This window comes from Streptacidiphilus albus JL83, from assembly GCF_000744705.1.
GTDB lineage: Bacteria > Actinomycetota > Actinomycetes > Streptomycetales > Streptomycetaceae > Streptacidiphilus > Streptacidiphilus albus.
Genome location: NZ_JQML01000001.1, coordinates 5,168,056 through 5,191,412 on the forward strand (window position 1 = coordinate 5,168,056; position 23,357 = coordinate 5,191,412).

Consider the following 23,357-nt stretch of genomic DNA (forward strand, 5'->3'; position numbering starts at 1 on the left):
GGTATGGCACGTTCTGGGTTCCCTCTCGAAACACCCAACAAGGGTGATGACCCCGTCCCCGACCGCGGCGGGCCGCTCCACCGGGCGCTTCGCCCCATCCGTCTGCTGCTGGTGGACCGGGACGCCCGGGTCAGGGGCGCCATCCACGAGACGATCACCTTTGAGAGCGACCTGACCCTGGTGGCCGAGGCCGCCGACGCTGCGGCCGCACTGGCCCTGGCCGACCGCACCAGCCCGGCGGTCGCCCTGGTGGACCTGCTTCTCCCCGACATCGGGACCGGCCTCGCACTGGTGCACAGCCTGAGCCGGAGGCCCGGCTGCGCGGTCGTGGCCATGAGCGGGCGCGGCGGCCTGCGCGAGGCCGCCCTGGCCGCGGGGGCCTTCGCCCTCGTCGACAAGAGCGGAGACATCGACGCCATCCTGAACACGGTTCGGGCCTCGGTGGGGACCTAGGGCGCCACGGGTACTGCGCAGGACGAGCGGCGGAAGAGCCGATCCTCAGCAGGTCACTTCTCGGGGAACGCGGCCTTCAGGGCGGTGCCGCGGGTGATGACGGCGACGGCGACCAGGGCCAGGGCGGACAGCCCCTGCAGGACGGCGTACCAGGCCGGGCAGAGGCCGGGGACCAGGTCGACGGCGACGAGGGCGACCGGCATGATCGTGGCCAGCGTGCGCACCCGGTCGAAGGCCTGGTAGGAGCCCTCCGACGCCTTGGTGACGTACCGGCGGAGCAGCGGGGCGACGGCGAGCAGGATGCCGCCGCGGACCCACATGAACGAGGTCGCCTGGTGGTGGGTGAGGGCCATCGCAGCAACCGTCCCGAGGACGATCGCGCTGACGGCGCCGAAGAGGCTGACGCACTTCCTGACGTTGGCGAAGGCGTCCCGGGTGAGAGAGGTGCCGAGGTTCGCCGAGGCAACTGCGGTGATGTTCGCCATGATCTTTGCTCCTCCGTGTCGTTGTGATCCCAACGCTACGAAGCGGCCGAACGGCGCGGTATGGGTCTGGGCGCACGGGCGGGTGGGGCTGGCCCCACTTCCCTGCCGACCCGTGCGACCGCAGGCTCGGAGACGTGCACAGTGGGAGCATCGGACCGAAGCGGAGGAACGAGAGATGAAGCAGTCGGGTGTGTGGGCGGCACGTGCCGGGGTGGGGCTCGTACGTGCGTGCGCGGTGGCGGCCGTCTGCCTGCTGATACCGGCGGTGTGGGGCGGCGCGGTCGCCCTGGGGATCTGGTGGGGACCGGCGAACCCGTGGTCGTGGCTGGCACCGCTGCTGATCGTGGTGGTGGGCACGGCCCTGCTCGCCCGTCCGGTCTGCCAGGTCGTCCGCTTCCTGGTCACCCGCTGGACCGGGACCGTGGTTCCCACCGGATACCGGCAGGCCGGACCGGTGACGCGGATGTCCACCGGTTACTGGTGGAACGGCTTCTCCTACGAGCGCACCCGTCGGGACGCCCTCATGGACCAGAGGTGGCGCATCCGTTGGCGCGACCCGGCCAACTGGCGTGACCTGTGGTTCACCCTCGTCGCGCCGTTCACCGCGGGCCTGGTGGCGGCGGTGCCACCGGCCGCCGCTGCGGTGGCGGTGCTCGGGCTGACGTGGCCGGAGCGCGTTGCGCCGCCGGCCGCGGCGGTCGCTGCGGTTGTGGCCGTCGCGTCCGCACCGTACGCCTGGCGGTTGGTCGAGCCGGTGGCCGTCCGCTTCCTCCGCCCCTCCCGCGCCATGGCTCTTGCGGACCGGGTGGAGGAACTGACGGCGCAGCGGGCGGATGTGACGATCGCTCAGGCGGCCGAGATCCGCCGGATCGAGCGGGACCTGCACGACGGGGCCCAGGCCCGCCTGGTCGGGCTCGGTCTCTCCCTGGCCACCGCCCAGAAGCTGATGGACAGCGACCCGGTCCGGGCCCGGGCGTTGATGCGTGACGCCCAGGCCGGCGCCGTGGCCTCGCTGACCGAACTCCGGGAGCTGATCCGGGGCATCGCGCCGCCGGTGCTGAGCGAGCGCGGGCTCGCCGAGGCCGTCCGCGCCCTCGCCCTGGACAGCCCTCTCGAAGTGACCGTCGACGCGGACCTGCCGCCGAGCCTTGACCCGCCGATCGAGGCCGCCGTCTACTTCGGCATCGCCGAACTGTTGACCAACGCGGCCAAGCACGCGCGGGCGAGCCGGGCGCGGATCTCCCTCGCCCGCACCGGGACCGGCCTCGTCGTCGAGGTCCGGGACGACGGCCGCGGCGGGGCCGAGGTCCGCCCCGACGGCGGACTCGCGGGACTGCGTCGCCGACTCAGCGTCTTCGACGGGACCATGGAGATCACCAGCCCACCCGGCGGCCCGACCCTCGCGGTCATGATGGTGCCATGCGAATCCTTGTAGCCGAAGACCTCTACCTGCTGCGCGACGGCCTGGTCCGCCTGATCGAGGCCTATGGCCACGAGGTGGTCGCCACGGCGAGTACGGGCCCCGAGACGCTGGACGCGCTGCGCAGCGCGCGCCCCGATGTGTCCGTCATCGACGTCCGGATGCCGCCGACCCAGTCGGACGAGGGCCTGCGGGCGGCGCTCACCGCCCGCAGTGAAATACCGGGACTGCCGATCCTGATCCTGTCCCAGCACGTGGAACAGCTCTACGCCCGGGAGTTGCTGGCCGACGGCTCCGGCGGGATCGGCTACCTGCTCAAGGAGAGCGTCTTCGACGCCGACCAGTTCATCGACGCCCTGGAACGCGTCGCGGCCGGAGGCACCGCCATGGATCCGGCCGTCATCGCGAAGCTGCTGTCCACCAGCGCCCCGAGCCGAGGGCTGGACCGGCTCACCGAACGCGAGTACGACGTGCTGGGGCTCATGGCCGAGGGTCTGTCCAACCAGGCGATCGGCCGCCGTCTCTTCCTCAGCGAGAGCGCCGTCGGCAAGTACACCACCTCGATGTTCGGCAAGCTCGGCATCCTCGACGACGACGACACCAACCGCCGCGTCCGCGCCGTTCTCACCTACCTGAACAAGGCGTAGCCGCACCACCCCGTGGACGCCTCGCGTCCGCAGGGTGCTACCGCGCTGATGCCGATGCCCCGTCCTGCTGCTGGGCCAGGAGGACCTGGTCGGCGTGTTCGACCGCCCAGTGGCCGAGAGCCGCCAGCGGTCCGTTGGCCAGGCTTCCGCCGAGCTCCGACAGTTCGTACGCCACGGTGCGGTCGGTCGTCGTGGTGATCCGTGTGACCAGCCCGTTGGAGACCAGGCGGCGCAGGGTCTCGGACAGAACCTTGTCGCTGACCCCGGTGAGGCCGGCCAGGAGGTCGATGCGGCGGCGCCTGCCGGTGCGCAGCGCCATCAGCACGACCGGGTCCCAGGTGTGGGCGAGCAGGTCGGTCGCCAGGCGCACCGCGCAGTCGGTGACGAAGGGTTGGCAGTCGTCGTTCATGCGTCACTCCTACCGGCTTCGGGCCTACCGATCGGTAGGCCCGAGGTGCCTACGGTAGCGAGATATCGGGCCTTCCGAAAAGGAAATAGGGGAGAGCAAAGTGCGTATCGGAATCCTGGGAACCGGAACGATGGCCTCGGCGCTGGCCGAGGCGTGGACACGTGCCGGTCACCGAGTCCTCGTCGGGGGGCGTTCGCTCGACAAGGCGCAGGCTGTCGCCGAGCGGCTGGGCGACCTGGTGGCGGCGGCCGTACCGGCGGAGGTGGTCCGGGCGAGCGACGCCGTGCTCGTGGCGGTCGCCTGGGAAGGGATCGACCAGGTGCTCGCGCTTGCGGGCGCCGCCGAGGGCTCCTTCGCCGGCAAGGCCGTCATCGACTGCACCAACGCGGTGGACTACGCCTCGGGAATGCTCAAGCCGGCGGTCGGCTCGGCCGCCGAGCATGTCGCGGAGCGGGCTGTGGGCGGCCATGTGGTCAAGGCACTGCACCTGTTCGCAGGTACGGGCTGGCTGTCCCCGGCGCCGGCCGGGCAACCCGAGCGAACCGTGGCGATCTGCGGTGACGACGCCGGGGCCCTCGACACCACTGCCGAGCTGATCCGCGACCTGGGAGCGGTACCCGCCGTCATCGGCGGACTGGAACACGCCCGTCAGCTTGAGGACGTCGCGGGCTTCGTCATGCGGCTGGTCGCGGCAGGCTGCAACCCCGTCACGGCTGTGCCCTTCGTCGACCTGTCGCACGGCTGAGGAGGTCTGGGGTAAAGCCTCTGACAGTGTCGGAGGCTTCTACTACTCTTCCCCTGCCGCCCGTGCATGCAGTGCGTATCAGGCATTGCACGCGGGCGCTTTCGGGAGGGGTTCCAGATGAGCAAAACCCTGGGCGGACGCTTGCGCACCGCCCTCATTTCGCTGGGCGTCGTCAGCCTGTCACTGGTTGCGGCCTCGCCGGCGGTCGCGGCGTCCGGGGGGCCGACCACGCCGACCGAGCTGTTCAACGGCTACCGCGCCTGTTCCACGGACGCGACCGCGCCCGCCTACGTCTGGGGCGGTGACGGAGTTGTGATCGAGGGCATTCCCCAGGACGCCACCCCCACCACCGACACCGGCCTCACCGTCCAGTACCAGGTCTGGCCGGTCACCGACCCGACCGGGATCACCACCCTGTCGCGCACCCAGGACCCGACCGGGACCGAGGCGGCGGTCACCGTGCAGTCCGAGAGCCTGACCGACGGTCAGACCTACGCCTGGCAGGCCGAGACCGTGGACGGGAGCGCGGTCTCGGCCTGGTCCGCCCCGTGCTACTTCGCTGTCGACGACACCCGGCCGTCCGTGGCACCGACCGTCACCTCGTCCAACTACCCGCAGGGCGGCTGGGACAAGGGCGGGGCGCCGGTCCAGTTCACCTTCGGCGCCAATGGCGACGCGGACGTGGCCGGCTACGAGTTCGGCTGGCAGAACGACCTCCCGGTGCCGGTGACGGCGACCATCGGCGACTACGGGATCCCGACGCCGGTCGACGTGTACGCCGACACCAAGGACTTCGTCCCGGCCACCACCCTGGGCGGCTCGGCCACGGTGAGCCTGATCCCGCCGAGCGGTTCCGGCCCGATGACCCTCTACGTCGTCAGCCTGGACCGGGCGGTCCTCCAGTCCGCGCAGTCGAGCTATGCCTTCTACGTCAGCTCCACCGGGCCGACGGTCGTCCCGCCAACCCCGCTGCCCGGCTTCGACAAGACCGGCCGGTTCACCTTCACGCCCAACAGCGGGGTGCAGGCGGCGAGCCGGGTGGTCAGCTACACGGTGCAGGTCAACGGCGGCTCCAGCCCCCAGACCGTCACCGTCAAGGCGGCCAAGGACGGCACCGCCCACCTGCGGATCAAGCTGAACGGTGTCACCGGTACCTCGCTGCTGGTCAGCAGCACCAGCGCGAACGGCTGGGTCAGCGACTCGGCCTGGTGGACCACCGGCTCCGTCGACACCAGCCCCACCGTCAGCTCCGACGTCTACGCCGAGAACGGCACCAGCGGCGGCGTGGGCGTCCCGGGCACCTTCACCTTCGTCCCCAAGCAGGGGAGGGTGGCGAGCTACACGTACTCCTTCAACTACGGCCCTGCGGTCACGGTCAAGGCGGGCGCCAAGGGGGCGGCCACGATCAACTGGACCCCGACCGATGACGGGTTCTACGACCTCAACGTCTACGCGACGACCAAGGACGGGCTGGTACTGAGCTCCTACGACTACTACTTCTCGGTGAACTGACTCTCGGCTCTACCTATTTGGCCGCAGGTCAGAGGTCCCGCACCGCTTCGGCGGTGCGGGACCTCTGCGCATGGGGCGGGAAGGGGCCGACTGGCAGGGCCCCTGGTGTCTCAATGCTCCGTGAAGGTTTCCGTCTCGGCGTTGTAGAGCTCGGTCGGATCGAAGCCCATGCCGGTGAAGTGGCCGGCGAGTTCGAGGGAGAGCACGCCGTGGAGGCGGGTCCAGAAGGTGAGGGCGCGGCGGAGCGCCGAGGGCGGAGCCGGGTGCGCCCCGGCCCAGGCCCGGTGCTCGGACAGGTGCGCGTCGAGCGGGGAGGTCGGGGTCGGGGCAGGCTGCTGGGCGGTGCAGGCGTCGAGCAGGACGGTCATGATCTCACGGGCGATCCGGGTGGTGTCCTCGGGCGCCCGGTAGCCGGGCACTGGGGTGCCGTAGACGAGGAAGTACCGCTGGGGGTCGTCCAGAGCCCACTGGCGTAGGGCGTGCGCCAGATCGCCGAGGCCGGCGCCGGCTGCGGCGCGGGCGTGGAAGGTGTCGGCCAGGCTGCGGTAGGCGTCTCGGACGAGTTCGGTGACCAGGTCGTCGCGGCCGGCGAAGTACCGGTAGAGGGCTGGTCCGCTGATGCCCATCTGCTTGGCGATGGCGTTGAGGGACAGGGCGGACGCCCCGGCGGTGGCGATCTGCTGCCAGGCGCGGTCCTTGATCTCCGCCTGTACCTGGGCGCGGTAGCGCTCCCTCGGAGTCCTCGTGTCCGGCTCGACCATGATCTGTTTCCCACTCTCCCGAAGCTGGACCAGCTCGTTTGTTAGAGGCTATCACTAACGTGCTTGACTATCACCGGCGATGTGAGTTACAACTTCTAACGAACGCGAAAACATCTATCGAGAAGGGGGCGGTCATGGACAACGCACGACTCGTCCAGGTCGTTCTGCCGGGCATCGTGGCCCCGGAAGGCCTGGAGATCCGCGAAGCAGCCGTGCCGGGCGCGGGCCCGGGGCAGATCGTGGTCGCCATGGAGGCGACCGGCGTCTCGTTCGCCGAGCAGCAGATGCGCCGCGGGCGCTACTACGACCAGCCGCCCTTCCCGTTCGTGCCCGGCTACGACCTGGTGGGCCGGGTGCTGGCCACCGGCGAAGGCGTTGACCCGGGCCTGGCCGGCCGGCGGGTGGCCGCGCTGGTGAAGGTCGGCGGGTGGGCCAGCCACCTGGTGCTCGACGCCGAGGACGCGGTCCGGGTCCCGGACGGTGTGACGGCGGCGGAGGCCGAGACCGTGGTGGTCAACGGCATCACGGCCTGGCAGATGCTGCACCGCAAGGCCCGGGTGCGCGCGGGGCAGACCGTCCTGGTGCACGGCGCCGCCGGCGGCGTCGGCTCGGTCCTGGTCCAACTCGCCCGGGCCGCAGGGGTGAAGGTGATCGGCACGGCCTCCGCCCGGAACCACGCCGCCCTGCGGGAGTTGGACGTCCTCCCGGTCGACTACCGCGCCGGAGACGTGCCCGCCCAGGTCCGCGAACTGGCCCCCGGCGGCGTCGACGCCGTCTTCGACCATGTCGGTGGCCGAAGCGTCATCGACTCCTGGCAGTTGCTCGCCCCCGGCGGCACCCTCATCGCCTATGGCAGCGCCTCCACCCGCGACGACACCGGCTCCAAGCAGTGGCCGGTACTGAAGATCCTCGCCCGCACCTGGCTCTGGAACACCCTGCCCAACGGCCGCCGGGCCCACTTCTACAACATCTGGGCCGGCCGGGCACTGAGCAGGAGCCGCTTCCGCGCCCGTCTCCGCACCGACCTCACCGAGGTCTTCACCGCCCTCGAACGCGGAGACGTCACCGCCCGCATCGCCGCCCAACTGCCGCTCGCCAGGGCCGCCGAGGCCCTGCGCCTGGCCGAATCCGGCACCGTGACCGGCAAGGTCGTCCTGACTCCCTGACTCCCTGACGCGCACCGTCGCGGGATGTCGGCCGCCGATCGTCGGGCGACACATCACCCTGAACGAAGCTGAATGCAAGCCCCGCGGTGCCTATTCAGACGGGCGTCGGTAGCTGGTGGAGCGGCCTCTGCCTCCGATTTGCTCGACGAGGCCGTGACTGCGCAGCCCGCGGAGGACTTTGCGAATGTTGGCAGGGGACAGGTCGAGCAGCCTCTGGAGGTCGGTCACCTGCAGCGGGCCTCGGGCCAGGGCGTCGTAGACACGTTGCTCGCTGCCGTTCAGGTCGGTATTCGGCGGCGTCGGTGCGGTTCGCTGCAGGACGACGGTGAAGCGGATGCCCGCGTCCACGTAATGGGCCGGGGGCAGGCCGGATTCCTTCAGCGCTGTCCTGACAGTGGGGATTCCGGAGGCCAGTGCTTCGATGACGCGGGCTCCCGTTTCCGGGGTGCGGACATGCTGGCACAGTGCGACCAGCCGGGCGTTGCGCGCGGAGGTGACCGCATCGTGGCCGAGCCGCTCGACGGTGATCCCGTACAGGCCACCGGGATTGGAGACGACGAGTCGGTCACGGCGGAGCCGTACTTCGATCGCCAGGCCGGCGGACCAGTTGTCGAGGTCCCGATGCACCAGGGCGTTGGCGACCAGCTCCCTGAACGCCAGAAGCGGATAATCGAGACGATCGTGGACTGTGCCGTCGGGAGTGGACACGATGCTGGTGTCGAAGGTGCGACGTGCCCAGGCGAGTGCCTCGTCGAGCATGCGGGGGATCGGCCCGGTGATCGTGGCCTGATTGCGAGCACGTGTGCCTGGGGCGTCGTCCGGTAGCGGTTCGGCTGAGACCTGGATGACGAATCGTGGGAACCACTGTTGCGGGTGGGCGCCGAGGGCGAGGATGCCTGCGACTGTTGGCACGCTCGCGGCCGTCGTGACTCCGGCGCGGCGCAGCAGTTCGGCGTCGTCGTTGAAGCGCCCCAAGCCGTGGGGGTCCCGTTCGCGGACCGAGCGCAGGAACTCGGAGAGTAGTTCTTCGTCGAGGTCCGCGAACGTCGCTTCCGCAACTGGCGCTCGATCGAATCGTGGTGGTTGCCGAGTGGCGAGGAACGCCTGCTCCTCCAGCGCGGAGAGCTCGAAGTCGCCGTCGTATCCGCGAAGGTACGAGGCTCCGGACACGGTGACCTTGCAGGGCTTCGCGGAAGGGTCGCACTCTTGGACGGTGGCGACTACGACGGGGTGGTCGTCGACGGATCCGTCGCTGATGGTGAGCTGGACGGGTGGGGTGAAGGCGCGGGCCTTCAGGGCCAGTCCCTGCTTCAGGTCCTGCGGATTCGAAAGCGGGACCGGGCGGAATCCGGAGCGCTCATCCAGGCCCAGAATGATGGTGCCCCCACCGGGGAGGTTCGCCAGCGCACTGAGGGTGGAGGTCAGTGACTGCGGCAACCCGCCTGCTGCGGACTTCACCTCCACGCTGGTGGAGTCACCGCCCGCCGCCCGCAACTCCGTAACCAGGGCCTCCAGTTCTGTAGCCATGAGGCAAATGTAACCGTGCCGTAGTTATATTTGAGCCCATTCTGGTTACATTTCACCTGAAGGAGTGGCCGCCCGGGGCCGTGAGCGCTCGAAGCGCAGGCGGTGACAGCGTGAAGCAGGTCTGTTGGCGACTGCCTATGAGACGTGGAACGCAGAGGGCCCGCACCGGCGAACGGTGCGGGCCCTCTGACCTGCGGAGGATACGAGATTCGAACTCGTGAGGGGTTGCCCCCAATACGCTTTCCAACTGTTCGTCCGGGGGTTCGGACGGGTTCGGTCGGGTTCGCTGGGGTCCTGACCTGCGGTGTGGCCCTGTCGGTCAGCCTGTGCGTACCCCTGTGAACGGGGCTGAACGCAGCCCGAACTGCAACCCTCGTGCGCGAGTAGGAACCTGCGCACTGCGCTTCGGACGGTGCCGGCGGGGGTGGATACAACTGGAAATGCAGTTGCGGGACACCTGTCACGAGGGCGCAAGGTGGGGCAGGCCGATGTCCTTGACTGCCGCGGTCAGCTGACCGTCGTAGGTAAGGAAGCCGTCCAGTTCCGAGGCCAGTGGCTGAGCCGTCGCGAGGTGGATGGCGTCGAGCGTTCCCAGCTTCACAACCTCGAAGGCTGCGGCGCGAGTCAGCACGTCGTCGTCGAGGAGCATCTGGTCGACGCCCTTCAAGGCGTTGGCGACGAGGAAGGGGACGCGCTGGCGGTCGAGGCCTGCGCGACGGAACGTACGAGCCAGCTCGACCCCGGCAAGCTGCGAGGTGAACAGGTACGTGTCACGGGCCAGAGCGCTGCGCCACGTACGGAGCGCTGCGGTCTCGGTCTCCTGCTGCACGAACTTGAGCAGGACACAGGTGTCCAGGTAGTACACGCTCACCGGTTGCGCTCCTCGTCCCGCTCGGAGATCAGCAGCGCGGACAACGACGGCAGGGCGGCCAGGTCGTCGAGCAGCTCGGGCATTGCCCCGGGGTGGGCTGTGCGTTGGATCTTTCCTGCTGCCATCAGCCGATCCACTGCGGACGTCGACTGTGCAGCGGGGGTCATGACGATGACCTCCCTGCCGTGCTCCGTCAGGACGACGGTGACGCCTTGGCGCACTTTCGCGGTGATCTTGGCGGGGTTGTGGTTCATCTCTCCAAGCGGGATCGTCTCCATATCTCCAAGGTACACAGAAAATGTGTACCTGTAAGAAGAATGCTGGCCTGGGCAAGTGCGAGCCGAGTCGCCCCAGTGGTTCAGGGCGCTGGCGAATGCCTCTGCGACGCACAGCACACGGCCACTGCTCGGCATTCCGGCGCAGGTGGTGATGCCCGCGCGGACGCGTCGCCCGGCTCTCCTTTGGGGGTCACCCCACCGCCCTGCACGTATTTCATCCACTGGCCGCACCCGCAGGGACGAGAGAGCACCGGCGACATGCGTGGCACCGGGCTGATTGTCGAGCGGGCCGGGGGCTACTGCACGGGGATCGACAGGAGGGACGGCCCGAACCCTGCCTGCCTGGGCTGTGATCTGCTGGTCGGCACGAGGATGGACGACTGCGGATGCTGGCAGGTGGTCCGGCTCGTTCCGCAGGCGGTGGTGCGGCTGCATGACCCGCAGGAGCGGCCGGTCATGGATTGGGCGGAGCTACTGGCCACCGGGGCGCGTCGGGCCCGGCTGTTGGCCGATGTAGCCCACCGCGCCCAGCACTCCCATTCCGACGAAGGCGAGCGTCTCGGCGGCACGGCGGGGATCGGCGAAGCCGGCCGTGTCCATACCTGGGTCCCGAAGCTCCGGTACACCGCTGCAGCGTCCGAACTCGGCGATCCGCTCGCTGGCGGGGGCCGCTGCGCTGCCCTACCGGCCGGGATTGGCCCAAGCTCAGAGCCATGACTACTCGGACTGGTCGTACGTGCCGAGGAGCCCGACCCGCGCGGTTCGGCTGGCGGATCGGTAGACGCACCGGTCCAGAGGCCGGCCGTCCACGGATCAGTCGGCAGCACCTTCTCGAGTGCCTCGGGCTGCTCGGCTCCCTGGGCGGCATACTGCCCGGCAGCGCGAAGGAAAGCATCAGTGAACGTCGACGCCATGGGGGTCACCCTGGTGATGTGGGGAGACGACGATGGCCCGGGCCGCTGGTGCGGTCCGGGCCATCGGCCTGCGGAGGATACGAGATTCGAACTCGTGAGGGGTTGCCCCCAACACGCTTTCCAATTCTCCTCGACACCGTCCGGGTGGGTACGTCACCATCCTGACCTGCGGCGAAGTGAGTCTGGGGTCATCGACCGGACCTCAGCGGACGACGGTGAATGAGACCAGAACTGAGACCACATCCCGCCCTGGGCCTCTGTCACGCAGATGCTCGCAGGTGGCGATCATGATCCTGCGCCCTGCGGGTCGCCGACCGCGCGTCCCAAGGGGACTGCGCTTCGGTCGGAGCGACACGGCAACGTCTGACTCAAGCGGCAGGCAGAAGGCTCTGGAACACCGGTTCCGGACGCCGAGGCTTCCTTGATCTCCGTCAATGGCCTGTCGGGGAAGTGCCCGAGTATCCCCGGGAAGACCCTCCGCCCTTAGGCAGGGTTGCGCCTCCCGGGTGGTCCTCATGCTCGGCGGCGAACCGCCTTCGCGCTGTAGAGCCGGCAAGCGGTAAGAGGTAGGCCTTTCACTGGGCGGCCATGGCAGACGTACGTCACGTACTTGACGTACGTCAATAGCTCGGCGATGCTAGAGCCACCAGGAAAGGGAGGCTCCGATGACGGCAGTCCACTACGAGAGCTACACCGAAGCCCGAACCCACTTCAAGGATCTCCTGGACGCGGCAGGGCAAGGCCGTGTCGCGACGGTTCGCCGAGACACGGAGCACGCTGCCGTGGTTGACGCGAGCAGGCTTCGCCACGCCCTCGCCTTGCTTTGCACCTCCAAGGCAGAAGTCCTCCACGAGGACGGCGGCTGGTCGGCGTTCTTCCCAGGCCTGCCCATCGCGGCGGACGGCGCCACCTTCGAGGAGGCCATCGACGAACTGGTCGACGCCCTTCGCGAGTATGCCGAGGACTGGCACGAGCGGCTTCTGAATGCCCCGAACCACCGCGACAACTGGGGCCTGGTCCAGTTGATCTCTCTGAGCGACAACGCGCAGCTCCGCCAATGGGTCCTCGGGGCTGCTAAGTGACTTGGCCTGAGCCGACTCGCGAACGGCACGAACAGTTCTGCAAGACCGAGGAATGGGAGCGAGTACGTGATGCGCGGGGCCGCACTGGCACCCACCACATCACATACGAGCTCGCCATTCCCGACGGACGCATCCTCCGTACGCGAGTGTCGCACCCAGTGGACCGCACCAGGTACGGCTCCAGTCTGTGGGCGCACATCCTTCGCGACCAGTTGGACGTCACGGAGGGCGTGTTCTGGGCCTGCGTTCTGGACGGCAGGCTTCCCGACCGAGGCACGCCCGCGGCGCCACGCGAGGCGCTGCCCGCGCAACTGGTCTACCTGCTCCTCAACCAAGTAGGACTCACCGAGGAGCAGGTCGCCGAGATGGACAAGAGCCAGGCAATCGAGCGCCTCAACCAGTTCTGGACCGAGGGCTGTTGACCGACGAGCGAGGCTGCACCCCCACGCCTGATCTGTCCTGCGGAGCGACCACACTGTCGTCACGCGCCCTGCGCTTGGTCAGATACTGGTCCGGATCTCGCTTGTAGGTCCCCTCAGGCGGGAGCTGCCCGGGGTGCCCGAGCACGAAGAGGGGCCCCACCGCTCAGCGGTGGGGCCCCTCATTTGCCCGTTCAGGCGAGGCGGAGGATACGAGATTCGAACTCGTGAGGGGTTGCCCCCAACACGCTTTCCAAGCGTGCGCCCTAGGCCACTAGGCGAATCCTCCGTGGGAGAGCTTACTAGACGTTTGGGGGTGCTCGCGAACATGTAGCCGGGGCTCCGACCTGCGGGGTGGTCGGCGGGTGTCCGGACGGGTCCTCCGTACGGGTGGCGTCACGGATCACCCCGGGTATCCGGTACGCTGTTCCACAGCCCCTCGTGTGGCGCTATCTCGCTGAACCCCCCCAGGGCCGGAAGGCAGCAAGGGTAAGTGGGCTCTGGCGGGTGCACGGGGGTCCTGTCGTTTCCAGAGGCCTCCGCTTGTCAGTGGGGACCGTTAGGGTCAGTGACGTGTCGCTCGCTCTCTATCGCCGCTATCGCCCCGAGACCTTCGCCGAGGTCATCGGTCAGGAGCACGTCACCGGTCCGCTCCAGCAGGCGCTGCGCAACAACCGGGTCAACCACGCCTACCTCTTCAGCGGCCCGCGCGGCTGCGGCAAGACCACCAGCGCGCGCATCCTCGCTCGTTGCCTCAACTGCGAGCAGGGGCCCACACCCACGCCCTGCGGCGTCTGCCTGTCGTGCACCGACCTGGCGCGCGGCGGTCCCGGGTCCATCGACGTGATCGAGATCGACGCCGCCTCGCACGGTGGTGTCGACGACACGCGTGACCTGCGGGAGAAGGCGTTCTTCGCCCCCGCATCCAGTCGCTACAAGATCTACATCATTGACGAGGCCCACATGGTCTCGACGGCCGGCTTCAACGCCCTGCTGAAGGTCGTCGAGGAGCCCCCGGAGCATCTGAAGTTCATCTTCGCGACGACCGAGCCCGAGAAGGTCATCGGGACGATCCGCTCGCGCACCCATCACTACCCGTTCCGGCTGGTCCCGCCGGGCACGCTGCGCGACTACCTCGCCCAGGTCTGCGGGCAGGAGGGGATCCAGGTCGAGGACGCGGTCTATCCGCTGGTGGTCCGGGCCGGGGCGGGCTCCGTGCGTGACTCGATGTCGGTGATGGACCAGCTCCTGGCCGGCTCGGACGCCGGCGGTGTGACCTACAGCATGGCCACCGCGCTGCTCGGCTACACCGACGCCGGGCTGCTGGACGAGGTGACCGACGCCTTCGCCGCACAGGACGGCGCCTCGGTCTTCGGGATGGTCGACCGTGTGATCGAGGGCGGCCACGACCCGCGCCGCTTCGTGGCCGATCTGCTGGAGCGGCTGCGCGACCTGGTCATCCTCTCCGCCGTCCCGGACGCGGGTGAGAAGGGCCTGATCGACGCGCCCGCCGACCGGATCGCGCTGATGGAGCAGCAGGCCGGGCGCTTCGGCGCGGCCGAGCTGAGCCGTGCCGCCGACATCGTCAACACCGGGCTGACGGAGATGCGCGGGGCGACCTCGCCCAGGCTGCAGCTGGAGCTGATCTGCGCCCGGGTCATGCTGCCCGGTGCATACGACGACGCCCGGTCCGTCCAGGCCCGGTTGGACAAGCTGGAACGCCGGTCGGCCTTCGGCGGCGGCGGGGTGGAGGGCATGGCCGTGCCGATGGCGGTCGGCCCGTCTGTGGCGGCTCCGATGACGGCCCCGGGCCCGATGACCGCCCCGGGCCCGATCGCGGCCTCCGCCCCGGGGCCGGTGACGGCTCCGGCAGCGACGGTTCCGGCGCCGATGCCGGCAGCCGCGCCGATCGCCTCCGCGCCCGTGCCCGGGGCGCAGGCCCCCGGATCCGGCGCCTGGCCGGTGGCGCGCAGTTTCGCCGCAACGCCGACGACGGCTGCGCCCGCCGCGCCCGCCGCGGCGGCTCCGGTCGTGCCGCAGGCACCCGCGCCTGTGGCCCAGCCCGCACCCGCTCCCCAGCCCGCGCCGACTGCCCAGCCCGCGCCCGTGGCGCAGCCTTCGCCGGCCGCCCAGGGCGGGGCCGGCGAGGTGCGGCGGATGTGGCCGCAGATCCTGGAGGCCGTGAAGGGCCGCCGCCGGGTCACCTGGATGCTGGTGCAGCAGGCGCAGGTCGCCGGATTCGACGGCAGCACGCTCCAGCTGGCCTTCGAGCACGCCGGCACCCGAGACGGCTTCGTCAACGGCGGCCATGACGACATCCTGCGCCAGGCGATGCAGGACGCCCTGGGCGTCTCCTGGAAGATCGACTGCGTGATCGACCCCTCCGGTGGCGGCCGTGGCCCGAGCGGCCCCGGTGCTCCCGGTGGTGGCGGGTCCGGCGGCGGCTGGGGTTCCGGCGCGCCCGCGGCGCCCGTCGGGCCCGGGCCGGGCCCGTCGCAGCAGTTCCAGCCTCCGCAGCAGCAGGCCCAGCCCCCGCAGGCGTTCGCAGGATCGGGGCCGGGGGCCGGGACGGGGACGATGCAGGCGACGGCCGCGCCGGTCCAGGCGCCCTCGGCCGCCGCGCCGCAGGCCGCCGCGGCTCCGCAGCCGGTGCCGCAGACGCCGTCGGCCTACAGTGCTCCGTCCTACAGCGCTCCGGCCTCGGCACCGGTGCCCGACCTGCCGCCGCCGTTCCCGGACTCGCCCGACGACGAGGTTCCGGAGGAGGACGGCCCGGCCTACGCCATGGGTTCGATCTCCGGCCAGGAGCTGATCATCCGGGAACTGGGCGCGACTGTGATCGAGGAGATCGAGCACAACCGCTAGGTGGGTCCTGGCTGACGGTCCGGCCGCGTAGGCTCGCACCGTACGGTCCCGAGACGTACGGCTGTGCGCCGTACGGACGGGCAGCCATGACTTTTGACGTCAGGAGCACATCATGTTCCCCGGTGGCGGACAGCCCGACATGCAGGCACTGCTTCAGCAGGCCCAGCAGATGCAGCAGCAACTCGCCCAGGCCCAGGAGCAGCTGGCGGCGGCCACCGTGCAGGGCACGGCCGGCGGCGGCCTGGTCACGGCGACGGTCAGCGGCGCGGGTGAGCTGAAGGCCCTGGTCATCGACCCCAAGGCGGTCGACCCGGAGGACACGGAGACCCTGGCGGACCTGGTCCTCGCTGCGGTCCGGGACGCCACGTCGGCCGCGCAGCGGCTCGCCGCCGAGCGCCTGGGCCCGCTGGCCCAGGGGCTGGGCGGCGGGGGCATCCCCGGACTGCCCTTCTGAGCCAGGGCCGGCACGCGGCGGCCTGGCCAGGGCCTGCACGCGGCGGCCCGGGCACCGGCCCGGCCAGGGCCGGCACGCGGCGGCCGGGCACCGGCCCGGCACGGGCAGGGGCACAGCCCCGCACTTCTCCGACTTCCTGAAGACTTCCGTACGCCCCCGGCAGGTGGAGTCTGGGTGTGTCGCACGGGTGTGTCGGCCTCCCCGGCCAGAGGATGATGGCCTTCAACAACTCCCAGCAGCAGGTCACTACCCACTCCGGTGGCGAAAGGCAGGACGAGCAGCGTGTACGAGGGCGTGGTCCAGGACCTCATCGACGAGTTGGGCAGGCTGCCCGGCGTCGGCCCCAAGAGTGCGCAGCGGATCGCCTTCCACATCCTCCAGTCCGACCCGGTCGATGTGCGCCGCTTGGCGAACGCGCTCAATGAAGTCAAGGAGAAGGTACGTTTCTGCGCGGTCTGCGGGAACGTTTCCGAGTCCGAGCGCTGCCGGGTCTGCCTCGACACCCGCCGTGACCCCTCGGTCATCTGCGTGGTCGAGGAGCCCAAGGACGTGGTCGCGGTCGAGCGGACCCGCGAGTTCCGGGGCCGGTACCACGTGCTCGGCGGCGCGATCAGCCCGATCGAGGGCGTCGGGCCGGACGACCTGCGGATCAGGGAGCTGATGACGCGACTCGCCGACGGGGTGGTGACCGAGCTGATCCTGGCCACCGATCCCAACCTTGAGGGTGAGGCTACGGCCACCTACCTGGCCCGGCTGCTGAAGCCGATGGGCCTCAAAGTGACCCGACTGGCCAGCGGCCTGCCGGTCGGTGGAGACCTGGAGTACGCCGACGAGGTCACCCTCGGACGGGCCTTCGAAGGGAGACGACTTCTCGATGTCTGACATCAGCGCCACCACCGCAACGATCCATGCCCAGGAGCCGGACGAGTTCGCCGTGCAGATCGCGGACTCCGTCAACAGCTTCGTCCTCGCCGTCCACGAGATCGCCAAGGGCGACGAGCCCGGCAGCGGCATCTCGCTGCTGCTGCTGGAGGTCTCGCAGCTGCTGCTGGCCGGTGGCCGGCTGGGCGCGATCGAGGACGTCCTGCCGGACGACCGCTACGAGACGGACACCGGTCCGGATGTCGACGAGTCCGAGCTGCGCCAGCGCCTCGCGGAGCTGTTGGCGCCGATCGACGTCTACCACGAGATCTTCGACCCCTACGGTCTGCCGGAGAAGCCGGTCCCCTGCCGGATCTCCGACGACATCGCCGGTGTGGTCGCCGACCTCCAGCACGGCCTGGTGCACTACCGCGAGGGCCGGATCTCCGAGGCGCTGTGGTGGTGGCAGTTCTCCTACCTGGCGAACTGGGGTTCCAGCACCACCTCGGTGCTGCGCGCGCTGCACTCGCTGGTGGCCCATGTCCGGCTGGACAGCCCCATCAATGCGGCCGGTGACGGCGTGGACACGGACGACGACGGGCTCACGGACGAGCAGTTGGGGCAGCAGGCCGGCGAGCTGATGGCCGCGGAACTGGGTGTGCACGGCGCGGAGTAGCACGGAAGCAGCGCGGCACGGCGTGCCGCGGCGGGAGTGCCCGGGTCGGGATGTGTGCGCATCGTCCCAGGCCAGGAATCGTCTCGCCCGATGAGCATGAAGTCTCAGCATCTGGATACAGGTAGGCGTGGCGGCCCCGGTCGATAGACTGGGCCGCGCGTATGCCCCAGTGGCTGCGCTGCCTGAACCACCGCAGTACCGGGAGACCGGAAGATCCGAGGAGCGCACGTGGGCCTTGTCGTGCAGAAGTACGGCGGCTCCTCCGTCGCTGATGCCGAGGGCATCAAGCGCGTCGCCAGGCGAATCGTCGACACCAAGAAGGCCGGCCATGAGGTCGTCGTCGTGGTGTCCGCGATGGGCGACACGACGGACGAGCTCATCGATCTCGCTGAGCAGGTGTCACCTTTCCCTGCCGGACGCGAGCTCGACATGCTGCTGACCTCAGGGGAGCGCATCTCCATGGCGCTCCTGGCCATGGCCATCAAATCCCTGGGTCACGAGGCCCAGTCCTTCACCGGCAGCCAGGCCGGGGTCATCACCGACTCCGTCCACAACAAGGCGCGCATCATCGATGTGACGCCGGGCCGCATCCGTACCGCCCTCGACGAGGGCAACATCGCGATCGTGGCCGGCTTCCAGGGCGTCTCCCAGGACAGCAAGGACATCACCACCCTCGGCCGGGGCGGCTCGGACACCACGGCCGTGGCGCTGGCCGCCGCGCTCGACGCCGAGTGCTGTGAGATCTACACCGATGTCGACGGCGTCTTCACCGCCGACCCCCGCGTGGTGAAGAAGGCCCGCAAGATCGACGAAATCGGCTACGAGGACATGTTGGAGCTGGCATCCTCCGGTTCCAAGGTGCTGCTCGCCCGCTGTGTCGAGTACGCCCGCCGCTACAACATGCCCATCCATGTACGGTCGTCCTTCTCTGGAAACGTCGGTACCTGGGTCCGTAACCAGCCCGAAGGGGGCGAAATGGAGCACGCCATCATCTCCGGGGTCGCCCACGACACGTCGGAGGCCAAGGTCACCGTCGTCGGCGTGCCCGACAAGCCCGGTGAGGCGGCCCGGATCTTCCGTGCCATCGCCGATGCCGAGATCAACATCGACATGGTGGTGCAGAACGTCTCCGCCGCGTCGACCGGCCTGACGGACATCTCCTTCACCGTGCCCAAGGCCGAGGGCCGGAAGGCCATCGAGGCGCTGGAGCGCGTCCAGCAGGGCATCGGCTTCACCTCGCTCCGCTACGACGACGAGATCGGCAAGATCTCGCTGGTCGGCGCCGGGATGCGGTCCAACCCCGGGGTCACCGCGACCTTCTTCGAGGCGCTGTCCGGGGCGAGCGTCAACATCGAGCTGATCTCCACCTCGGAGATCCGCATCTCCGTGGTGACCCGTGCCGACGACGTCTCCGAGGCGGTCCGCGCGGTCCACAGCGCCTTCGGTCTGGACAGCGAGACCGACGAAGCCGTCGTCTACGGCGGGACCGGTCGGTGAACTCCGGCGGAGGCGATCAGGTCGGTGAGAGCGTGGCCCATCGGGCCCACGCAGCTCGCAGACCGACCCTCGCCGTCGTCGGCGCCACTGGCGCCGTCGGCACGGTCATGTTGGAACTGCTCTCCACCCGCGCCGACGTGTGGGGCGAGATCCGCCTGATCGCCTCCGCCCGCTCCGCCGGCCGCAAGCTCACCGTCCGCGGTGAGCAGGTCGAGGTGCACGCGCTCAGCGAGGACTGCTTCGACGGGGTGGACGTCGCCATGTTCGACGTGCCCGACGAGGTGGCCGCGCACTGGGCGCCGATCGCCGCCGCCCGGGGTGCGGTCGTGGTCGACAACTCCGGCGCCTTCCGGATGGACGAGGACGTCCCGCTGGTCGTCCCCGAGGTGAACGCCTCGGCCGCGCGGACCCGTCCGCGCGGGATCGTCGCCAATGCCAACTGCACCACGCTGACGATGATCGTCGCCATGGGCGCGCTGCACGCCGAGTTCGGCCTGAAGGAGCTGGTGGTCGCCTCCTACCAGGCCGCGTCCGGAGCCGGGAAGTCCGGCGTGGACGCGCTCCGGCAGCAGATCGCCACCGTCGCCCAGGACGGCGACCTCGGTACCAGGACCGGGGACGTCCGGCGCGCCATCGGCGAGACCGGGCCGTTCCCCGCGCCGCTGGCGCTCAACGTCATCCCCTGGGCGGGTTCGCCGGCCGACGCCGGCTGGTCCTCCGAGGAGATGAAGGTCCGCAACGAGTCGCGGAAGATCCTGGGCCTGCCGGAGCTCAAGGTCTCCGCGACCTGCGTCCGGGTACCGGTGGTCACCACCCACTCGCTGGCGGTGCACGCGGTGTTCGAGTCCGACGTGACCGTCGAGCGTGCCCACGAGATCCTGGCCTCGGCGCCCGGCGTCGTGCTCTACGACGACCCGGCCACGGGCGAGTTCCCCACCCCGGTCGACGCGGTCGGCACCGACCCGACCTGGGTCGGCCGGGTCCGCCGCTCGCTGGACGACCCGCGTGCGCTGGACCTCTTCCTCTGCGGCGACAACCTGCGCAAGGGCGCGGCGCTGAACACCGCGCAGATCGCCGAGTCGGTGGCGGCCGAACTCGGCTGAGCCCCGACCGGGTCCGACCGGGTCCGGCTCGCGCCGCCGGAGCAGGGCCTGTTACTGACGGGGCCCGTGGGGCGAGGTCGCACCCGAGAGTTCTTGAGCTCCGTGTGTTGCGAACCTGCGGCGAACCGGGCGCGAGTCGGTCAGTTCCAGTGACGCGTGCCTGGGCGCCCCGTACCGTTGAGCCATCAACAGCAGTCGTTGGTCACGGACGGGGAGGCGGCGGGATGTTCGACTACTCCCACCGGTACCAGCTGTGTCCGTCCGGTGATTCTCCGTCGTTCCCGTGCAACCATCGCGCGGCCTCGCACGTCCAACTGGCGTGGGAGAGATGGCGGGGAGCATGGTCGTGGCCGGGAGGATGCCCGTGACCGCGCCCTTTCCCGGCGTCCGCAGAGTTGTTGAGCGAACCATCGACCGGACGATCGACCGCACCCTGGACCGCGGTCTCGACCGGACCGCCGACCGGACCATGGACCGGACCGTGGAGCGCGGCCTCGACCGGGGCCTCGATCGCGGCCTCGACCGGGCCGAGTTCACCTCGGTCGTCGCCGAGGGCGCCAGCGTCGACCTGCTCACCGAGACCTACCAGGCCCACTACCGCTCGCTGTTGGGCCTCGCCGCGCTGCTCCTGGACGACACCGCCTCCTGCGAGGACGTCGTCCAGGAGGCGTTCATCCGCGTCCACGCCGCCCGCCGCCGGGTGCGGGAGCCCGAGAAGACCCTCGCCTACCTGCGGCAGACGGTCGTCAACCTGTCGCGTTCCACGCTGCGGCGACGGATCATGGGGCTGCGGCTGCTGCCCAAGCCCATGCCGGACATGGCCAGCGCCGAGGAGGGCGCGTACGACGCCCTGGAGCGCGACCAGCTGCTGAAGGCCATGCGCGGCCTCCAACGGCGCCAGCGCGAAGTTCTGGTGATGCGGTACTTCGCCGACATGACAGAGGCCCAGGTCGCGGAGAGCCTGGGCATCTCGATCGGCTCGGTCAAGGCGTACGGCTCGCGCGGGCTGGCCGCGCTCCGGATCACGATGGACTCGGGGCCGGAGTCATGAGTGGCGCCGAGGAGTTCGGGCCGGGCACGGACCCGGAGCACCTGCCCGCCGCTCCGGCTCCGCCGCAGCCCCGCTCGGCCGTGCGGGTGGTGCGGCCCGGCGGCAGCGGGCGCAGCGGGGCCGGTGCGATCCCGCCCATGCCGATGGCCCCGCCCAGCGTCCTTCCCCCCTGGCTCGCCGCCGAGCAGAGCGCCGGGCCCTTCTCCGCCGTCGATCCGCTCGACGCGGAGCTCGGGCCCGAGGAACGCAGGCTGCGTGAGCACCTGCACAGTGCGGTCGGCGGGCTCCGGCCGTCCGCCGACTCCCTGGACAGCCTGCGGCGGGCCGTCCCCCAGCGGCGCGCACGACGCCGTCGGCGCGGTGGCGTGGTGACCGCGCTGGTGCTCGGAGTCCTCGGTGGTGCGCTGCTGCACGGGATGGTGACCTCGTCGACCCTGGCCCAGGGACCGCAGGCGGGCCAGGGCTACCAGAGCGCGGCGCCCTCCTCCTCGGACCGGGAGGGCAGTTCGGGCACCTCGGTCAACCCGGTCGTGCCCTACCTGCCCGCGCCGAGCATCGGGACCAACGGTTCTCCGCCGCCGCAGCCGGAGAGCAACGGGACGGGCGGCGTCCTGCCGAGCGGTTCGCGCTCGGGCTCCGTCGAGCCGTGGTCGTCGGACGCCACCGGCCTCAGCCCCGGCCAGAGCGCAGCTGCCCCGGCCGCCGAGTGCACCGGCGGGCAACTGGGCAACGGGTACTCGTCGGTGGGCACCGCCGGCGCGTCCGGCACGCTGTACGGCTGGTTCCAGGTGACCAACGTCTCCTCGACGACCTGCCAGGTGACGCTGGCCGGGACGGTGGCGGTGCAGTCCGTCAGCGGGACCCTCGCCTCCCGGATCACGGTCGAGGAGCACATCGCCGGGGACCCGGCCACCCTGCTGCCGACCCCGGCCGCCACGCCCGCTCCGGTCGTGCTGTCGGCGGGGCAGTCGTTCGTGGTGGACTTCGCCTGGGTCCCGAGCACCGGTGCGGCGGGCTCCGCCTGCACCGCCAGCGCCTCGCCGACGGACGCGACGCCCACCGCCGGTGACACCGGCTCCGCTGCGGACTCGACCCAGGGCGCCGTACCCAGCGCGAGCGCCGGCAGCGAACCGGGCGGCACGCCGCCCTCGGTCACGCTGCTGCTCACCCCCGGCGCCGCCGGGTCGCCCACGGTCGACGCCGTCATCGGCAACGCCTGCGCGGGTACGGTCTACGACACCCTGCCGCTCGCCGCAGGCTGAACGCGGGGTGGCCCCGGCCGGAACGGTACCGGGCGACCCCTCTGCAGGGCCCTCAGGGAGGGTCGTTACCGTGGGGGCGTGTACCGGTTCCTCTTCACCCCGCGCTGGCTCGGCCTCCACCTCTTCGCCGTGCTCGCCGTGCCGCTGTGCATCTGGCTGGGTGTGTGGCAGCTCAGCCGCTTCGAGCAGCGCACGCACACCGGGGGCCACCGCGCGGCGCAGGCCGCCGAGCACATCGACAACGCGGTGCCGCTGTCCAAGCTGCTGGCCGGCGCGGACGCCGACACCGTCACGGCCGGTGACGCGGGTCGCGAGGTCACCTTCTCCGGGCGCTACGACGCCGCGCACCAGCTGCTGGTGCCGCAGCGCGAGGTCGACGGGAAGAACGGCTACTACGTACTCACCCCGCTGCTGCTCGCCGACGGCACCCACATCGCGGTGATCCGGGGCTGGACCGCGAGCCCGGCCCAGGTCGCCGCTCCGGCGGCGGGTGAGACCGTGCTGCACGGGCGGCTGCAGATCTCCGAGGACGCGAGCACCGCCGGGGTGATCTCCACCGGCATCCTGCCGAGCGGCCAGATCGGCATGATCAGCCCGGCGACCTTGATCAACATTCTGCCGTACAGCGTCTACGACGGCTGGATCGCGCTGGACGCGGGCTCGACCAGCCTGGTGCCGGTGCCGACCTACCAGGCCTCGCAGGGCGACGGCCTGACGCCGGAGGCGCTGCAGAACCTCGGCTACACCTGTCAGTGGTTCGTCTTCGCCGGTTTCGTTGTCTTCATGTGGTTCCGCCTGGTCCGCCGGGAGGCGGAGGTCGCCCGCGACCGTCAGCTCGGCATCTTCACCGCAGAAGCGGTCTGAGGTCGGGTCCCGGGTCGGCCCGGGCCGACCTGGGG

At 70.4% G+C, this 23,357-nt stretch carries 24 protein-coding genes, 1 tRNA gene and 1 other RNA gene; 19 read left to right on the top strand and 7 right to left on the bottom strand.

The genetic code is table 11. The features are described 5' to 3' along the window. Positions 1–3: 3 nt before the first annotated feature. On the top strand, positions 4–453 hold the full coding sequence (locus BS75_RS44650; protein WP_052069620.1) for a response regulator: 450 nt from the start codon (positions 4–6) through the stop codon (positions 451–453). A gap of 53 nt (positions 454–506) precedes the next feature. On the opposite strand, the gene BS75_RS22530 is transcribed toward BS75_RS44650, so the two are convergent. Next, a complete protein-coding gene (locus BS75_RS22530; protein ID WP_034089545.1) occupies positions 507–938 on the bottom strand; it encodes a hypothetical protein in 432 nt (143 codons plus the stop codon). A 175-nt stretch (positions 939–1,113) separates the two neighbouring features. Here BS75_RS22530 and BS75_RS22535 point away from each other — a divergent pair, with 175 nt between their 5' ends. Together BS75_RS22535 and BS75_RS22540 are read left to right on the top strand one after the other, a co-directional pair. Further along, positions 1,114–2,373, top strand: a complete 1,260-nt coding sequence (locus tag BS75_RS22535; protein ID WP_034089546.1) for a sensor histidine kinase — start codon at positions 1,114–1,116, stop codon at positions 2,371–2,373. Next, positions 2,358–3,005, top strand: a complete 648-nt coding sequence (locus BS75_RS22540) for a response regulator transcription factor (protein WP_034089547.1) — start codon at positions 2,358–2,360, stop codon at positions 3,003–3,005. The genes BS75_RS22535 and BS75_RS22540 overlap by 16 nt, the downstream gene beginning before the upstream one ends. 37 nt (positions 3,006–3,042) lie before the next feature. Here the strand turns inward: BS75_RS22540 and BS75_RS22545 are convergent, their stop codons facing one another. Continuing rightward, on the bottom strand, positions 3,043–3,414 hold the full coding sequence (locus tag BS75_RS22545) for a winged helix-turn-helix transcriptional regulator (RefSeq protein WP_034089548.1): 372 nt from the start codon (positions 3,412–3,414) through the stop codon (positions 3,043–3,045). Positions 3,415–3,499: 85 nt separating this feature from the next. Between BS75_RS22545 and BS75_RS22550 the strand changes: the two genes are divergently transcribed. Both BS75_RS22550 and BS75_RS22555 read left to right on the top strand, forming a co-directional pair. Continuing rightward, the gene (locus BS75_RS22550; RefSeq protein ID WP_408022597.1) at positions 3,500–4,159 is read left to right on the top strand and encodes an NADPH-dependent F420 reductase; all 660 of its coding nucleotides are present in this window, start codon (positions 3,500–3,502) and stop codon (positions 4,157–4,159) included. 117 nt (positions 4,160–4,276) lie between these two features. Then, positions 4,277–5,671, top strand: a complete 1,395-nt coding sequence (locus BS75_RS22555; RefSeq protein ID WP_034089550.1) for a hypothetical protein — start codon at positions 4,277–4,279, stop codon at positions 5,669–5,671. A 110-nt stretch (positions 5,672–5,781) separates the two neighbouring features. On the opposite strand, the gene BS75_RS22560 is transcribed toward BS75_RS22555, so the two are convergent. After that, a complete protein-coding gene (locus tag BS75_RS22560) occupies positions 5,782–6,432 on the bottom strand; it encodes a TetR/AcrR family transcriptional regulator (protein WP_034089551.1) in 651 nt (216 codons plus the stop codon). A 134-nt stretch (positions 6,433–6,566) separates the two neighbouring features. Between BS75_RS22560 and BS75_RS22565 the strand changes: the two genes are divergently transcribed. Continuing rightward, positions 6,567–7,598: a medium chain dehydrogenase/reductase family protein gene (locus BS75_RS22565; RefSeq protein ID WP_034089552.1), complete on the top strand. Its 1,032-nt coding sequence runs from the start codon at positions 6,567–6,569 to the stop codon at positions 7,596–7,598. Positions 7,599–7,688: 90 nt separating this feature from the next. On the opposite strand, the gene BS75_RS22570 is transcribed toward BS75_RS22565, so the two are convergent. The 3 genes from BS75_RS22570 to BS75_RS22580 all read right to left on the bottom strand — a co-directional run bounded on the left by BS75_RS22570 (position 7,689) and on the right by BS75_RS22580 (position 10,274). Beyond that, entirely contained in the window at positions 7,689–9,125 is a 1,437-nt protein-coding gene (locus BS75_RS22570; RefSeq protein WP_034089553.1) for an ATP-binding protein, read from the bottom strand. 460 nt (positions 9,126–9,585) lie between these two features. Further along, complete coding sequence (locus BS75_RS22575; RefSeq protein ID WP_052069621.1) at positions 9,586–9,996, bottom strand: type II toxin-antitoxin system VapC family toxin; 411 nt, start codon at positions 9,994–9,996, stop codon at positions 9,586–9,588. After that, positions 9,993–10,274 carry a type II toxin-antitoxin system Phd/YefM family antitoxin gene (locus tag BS75_RS22580; protein WP_034089554.1) on the bottom strand — a complete coding sequence of 94 codons (282 nt, stop codon included), beginning with the start codon at positions 10,272–10,274 and terminating at the stop codon, positions 9,993–9,995. Before BS75_RS22580 ends, BS75_RS22575 begins: the two co-directional genes overlap by 4 nt. Before the next feature lie 258 nt (positions 10,275–10,532). Between BS75_RS22580 and BS75_RS50515 the strand changes: the two genes are divergently transcribed. The 3 genes from BS75_RS50515 (at position 10,533) to BS75_RS50520 (ending at position 12,692) form a co-directional block, all read left to right on the top strand. Next, positions 10,533–10,991 carry a hypothetical protein gene (locus BS75_RS50515; RefSeq protein ID WP_034089555.1) on the top strand — a complete coding sequence of 153 codons (459 nt, stop codon included), beginning with the start codon at positions 10,533–10,535 and terminating at the stop codon, positions 10,989–10,991. Positions 10,992–11,853: 862 nt separating this feature from the next. Next, the gene (locus BS75_RS22590; RefSeq protein ID WP_034089556.1) at positions 11,854–12,270 is read left to right on the top strand and encodes a prevent-host-death protein; all 417 of its coding nucleotides are present in this window, start codon (positions 11,854–11,856) and stop codon (positions 12,268–12,270) included. A 158-nt stretch (positions 12,271–12,428) separates the two neighbouring features. Continuing rightward, on the top strand, positions 12,429–12,692 hold the full coding sequence (locus tag BS75_RS50520) for a hypothetical protein (protein ID WP_231607864.1): 264 nt from the start codon (positions 12,429–12,431) through the stop codon (positions 12,690–12,692). 201 nt (positions 12,693–12,893) lie between these two features. Here BS75_RS50520 and BS75_RS22600 read toward each other — a convergent pair. Continuing rightward, positions 12,894–12,978, bottom strand: a tRNA-Ser gene (locus BS75_RS22600). A 144-nt stretch (positions 12,979–13,122) separates the two neighbouring features. Between BS75_RS22600 and ffs the strand changes: the two genes are divergently transcribed. The 10 genes from ffs to BS75_RS22645 all read left to right on the top strand — a co-directional run bounded on the left by ffs (position 13,123) and on the right by BS75_RS22645 (position 23,322). Beyond that, positions 13,123–13,213: signal recognition particle sRNA small type (gene ffs / locus BS75_RS45625), an RNA gene on the top strand. A gap of 49 nt (positions 13,214–13,262) precedes the next feature. After that, entirely contained in the window at positions 13,263–15,554 is a 2,292-nt protein-coding gene (locus tag BS75_RS22605; protein ID WP_034089558.1) for a DNA polymerase III subunit gamma and tau, read from the top strand. Between the two features lie 112 nt (positions 15,555–15,666). After that, positions 15,667–16,008 (top strand): YbaB/EbfC family nucleoid-associated protein, encoded by a 342-nt coding sequence (locus BS75_RS22610; RefSeq protein WP_034089559.1) that lies wholly within the window; start codon positions 15,667–15,669, stop codon positions 16,006–16,008. 282 nt (positions 16,009–16,290) lie between these two features. Next, the gene (recR, locus tag BS75_RS22615) at positions 16,291–16,890 is read left to right on the top strand and encodes a recombination mediator RecR (RefSeq protein WP_034089560.1); all 600 of its coding nucleotides are present in this window, start codon (positions 16,291–16,293) and stop codon (positions 16,888–16,890) included. Beyond that, the gene (locus BS75_RS22620) at positions 16,883–17,545 is read left to right on the top strand and encodes a DUF5063 domain-containing protein (RefSeq protein ID WP_034089561.1); all 663 of its coding nucleotides are present in this window, start codon (positions 16,883–16,885) and stop codon (positions 17,543–17,545) included. The genes recR and BS75_RS22620 overlap by 8 nt, the downstream gene beginning before the upstream one ends. 228 nt (positions 17,546–17,773) lie before the next feature. Continuing rightward, the gene (locus BS75_RS22625; protein WP_034089562.1) at positions 17,774–19,042 is read left to right on the top strand and encodes an aspartate kinase; all 1,269 of its coding nucleotides are present in this window, start codon (positions 17,774–17,776) and stop codon (positions 19,040–19,042) included. Between the two features lie 32 nt (positions 19,043–19,074). Next, entirely contained in the window at positions 19,075–20,145 is a 1,071-nt protein-coding gene (locus BS75_RS22630) for an aspartate-semialdehyde dehydrogenase (protein WP_034093567.1), read from the top strand. A 469-nt stretch (positions 20,146–20,614) separates the two neighbouring features. After that, positions 20,615–21,196 (top strand): SigE family RNA polymerase sigma factor, encoded by a 582-nt coding sequence (locus BS75_RS22635; RefSeq protein ID WP_081983345.1) that lies wholly within the window; start codon positions 20,615–20,617, stop codon positions 21,194–21,196. After that, positions 21,193–22,458: a hypothetical protein gene (locus BS75_RS22640; RefSeq protein ID WP_034089563.1), complete on the top strand. Its 1,266-nt coding sequence runs from the start codon at positions 21,193–21,195 to the stop codon at positions 22,456–22,458. The genes BS75_RS22635 and BS75_RS22640 overlap by 4 nt, the downstream gene beginning before the upstream one ends. A gap of 78 nt (positions 22,459–22,536) precedes the next feature. Beyond that, positions 22,537–23,322, top strand: a complete 786-nt coding sequence (locus tag BS75_RS22645; RefSeq protein ID WP_034089564.1) for an SURF1 family protein — start codon at positions 22,537–22,539, stop codon at positions 23,320–23,322. Positions 23,323–23,357 lie beyond the last annotated feature (35 nt).

What these genes read in the sequence shown, in the direction of transcription:
- BS75_RS44650 (WP_052069620.1), top strand. Translation starts at nt 4, where the DNA reads ATGGCACGTTCTGGGTTCCCTCTCGAAACACCCAACAAGGGTGATGAC.
- BS75_RS22530 (WP_034089545.1), bottom strand. Translation starts at nt 938, where the DNA reads ATGGCGAACATCACCGCAGTTGCCTCGGCGAACCTCGGCACCTCTCTC.
- BS75_RS22535 (WP_034089546.1), top strand. Translation starts at nt 1,114, where the DNA reads ATGAAGCAGTCGGGTGTGTGGGCGGCACGTGCCGGGGTGGGGCTCGTA.
- BS75_RS22540 (WP_034089547.1), top strand. Translation starts at nt 2,358, where the DNA reads ATGCGAATCCTTGTAGCCGAAGACCTCTACCTGCTGCGCGACGGCCTG.
- BS75_RS22545 (WP_034089548.1), bottom strand. Translation starts at nt 3,414, where the DNA reads ATGAACGACGACTGCCAACCCTTCGTCACCGACTGCGCGGTGCGCCTG.
- BS75_RS22555 (WP_034089550.1), top strand. Translation starts at nt 4,277, where the DNA reads ATGAGCAAAACCCTGGGCGGACGCTTGCGCACCGCCCTCATTTCGCTG.
- BS75_RS22560 (WP_034089551.1), bottom strand. Translation starts at nt 6,432, where the DNA reads ATGGTCGAGCCGGACACGAGGACTCCGAGGGAGCGCTACCGCGCCCAG.
- BS75_RS22565 (WP_034089552.1), top strand. Translation starts at nt 6,567, where the DNA reads ATGGACAACGCACGACTCGTCCAGGTCGTTCTGCCGGGCATCGTGGCC.
- BS75_RS22570 (WP_034089553.1), bottom strand. Translation starts at nt 9,125, where the DNA reads ATGGCTACAGAACTGGAGGCCCTGGTTACGGAGTTGCGGGCGGCGGGC.
- BS75_RS22580 (WP_034089554.1), bottom strand. Translation starts at nt 10,274, where the DNA reads ATGGAGACGATCCCGCTTGGAGAGATGAACCACAACCCCGCCAAGATC.
- BS75_RS50515 (WP_034089555.1), top strand. Translation starts at nt 10,533, where the DNA reads ATGCGTGGCACCGGGCTGATTGTCGAGCGGGCCGGGGGCTACTGCACG.
- BS75_RS22590 (WP_034089556.1), top strand. Translation starts at nt 11,854, where the DNA reads ATGACGGCAGTCCACTACGAGAGCTACACCGAAGCCCGAACCCACTTC.
- BS75_RS22610 (WP_034089559.1), top strand. Translation starts at nt 15,667, where the DNA reads ATGTTCCCCGGTGGCGGACAGCCCGACATGCAGGCACTGCTTCAGCAG.
- BS75_RS22620 (WP_034089561.1), top strand. Translation starts at nt 16,883, where the DNA reads ATGTCTGACATCAGCGCCACCACCGCAACGATCCATGCCCAGGAGCCG.
- BS75_RS22635 (WP_081983345.1), top strand. Translation starts at nt 20,615, where the DNA reads ATGGACCGGACCGTGGAGCGCGGCCTCGACCGGGGCCTCGATCGCGGC.
- BS75_RS22640 (WP_034089563.1), top strand. Translation starts at nt 21,193, where the DNA reads ATGAGTGGCGCCGAGGAGTTCGGGCCGGGCACGGACCCGGAGCACCTG.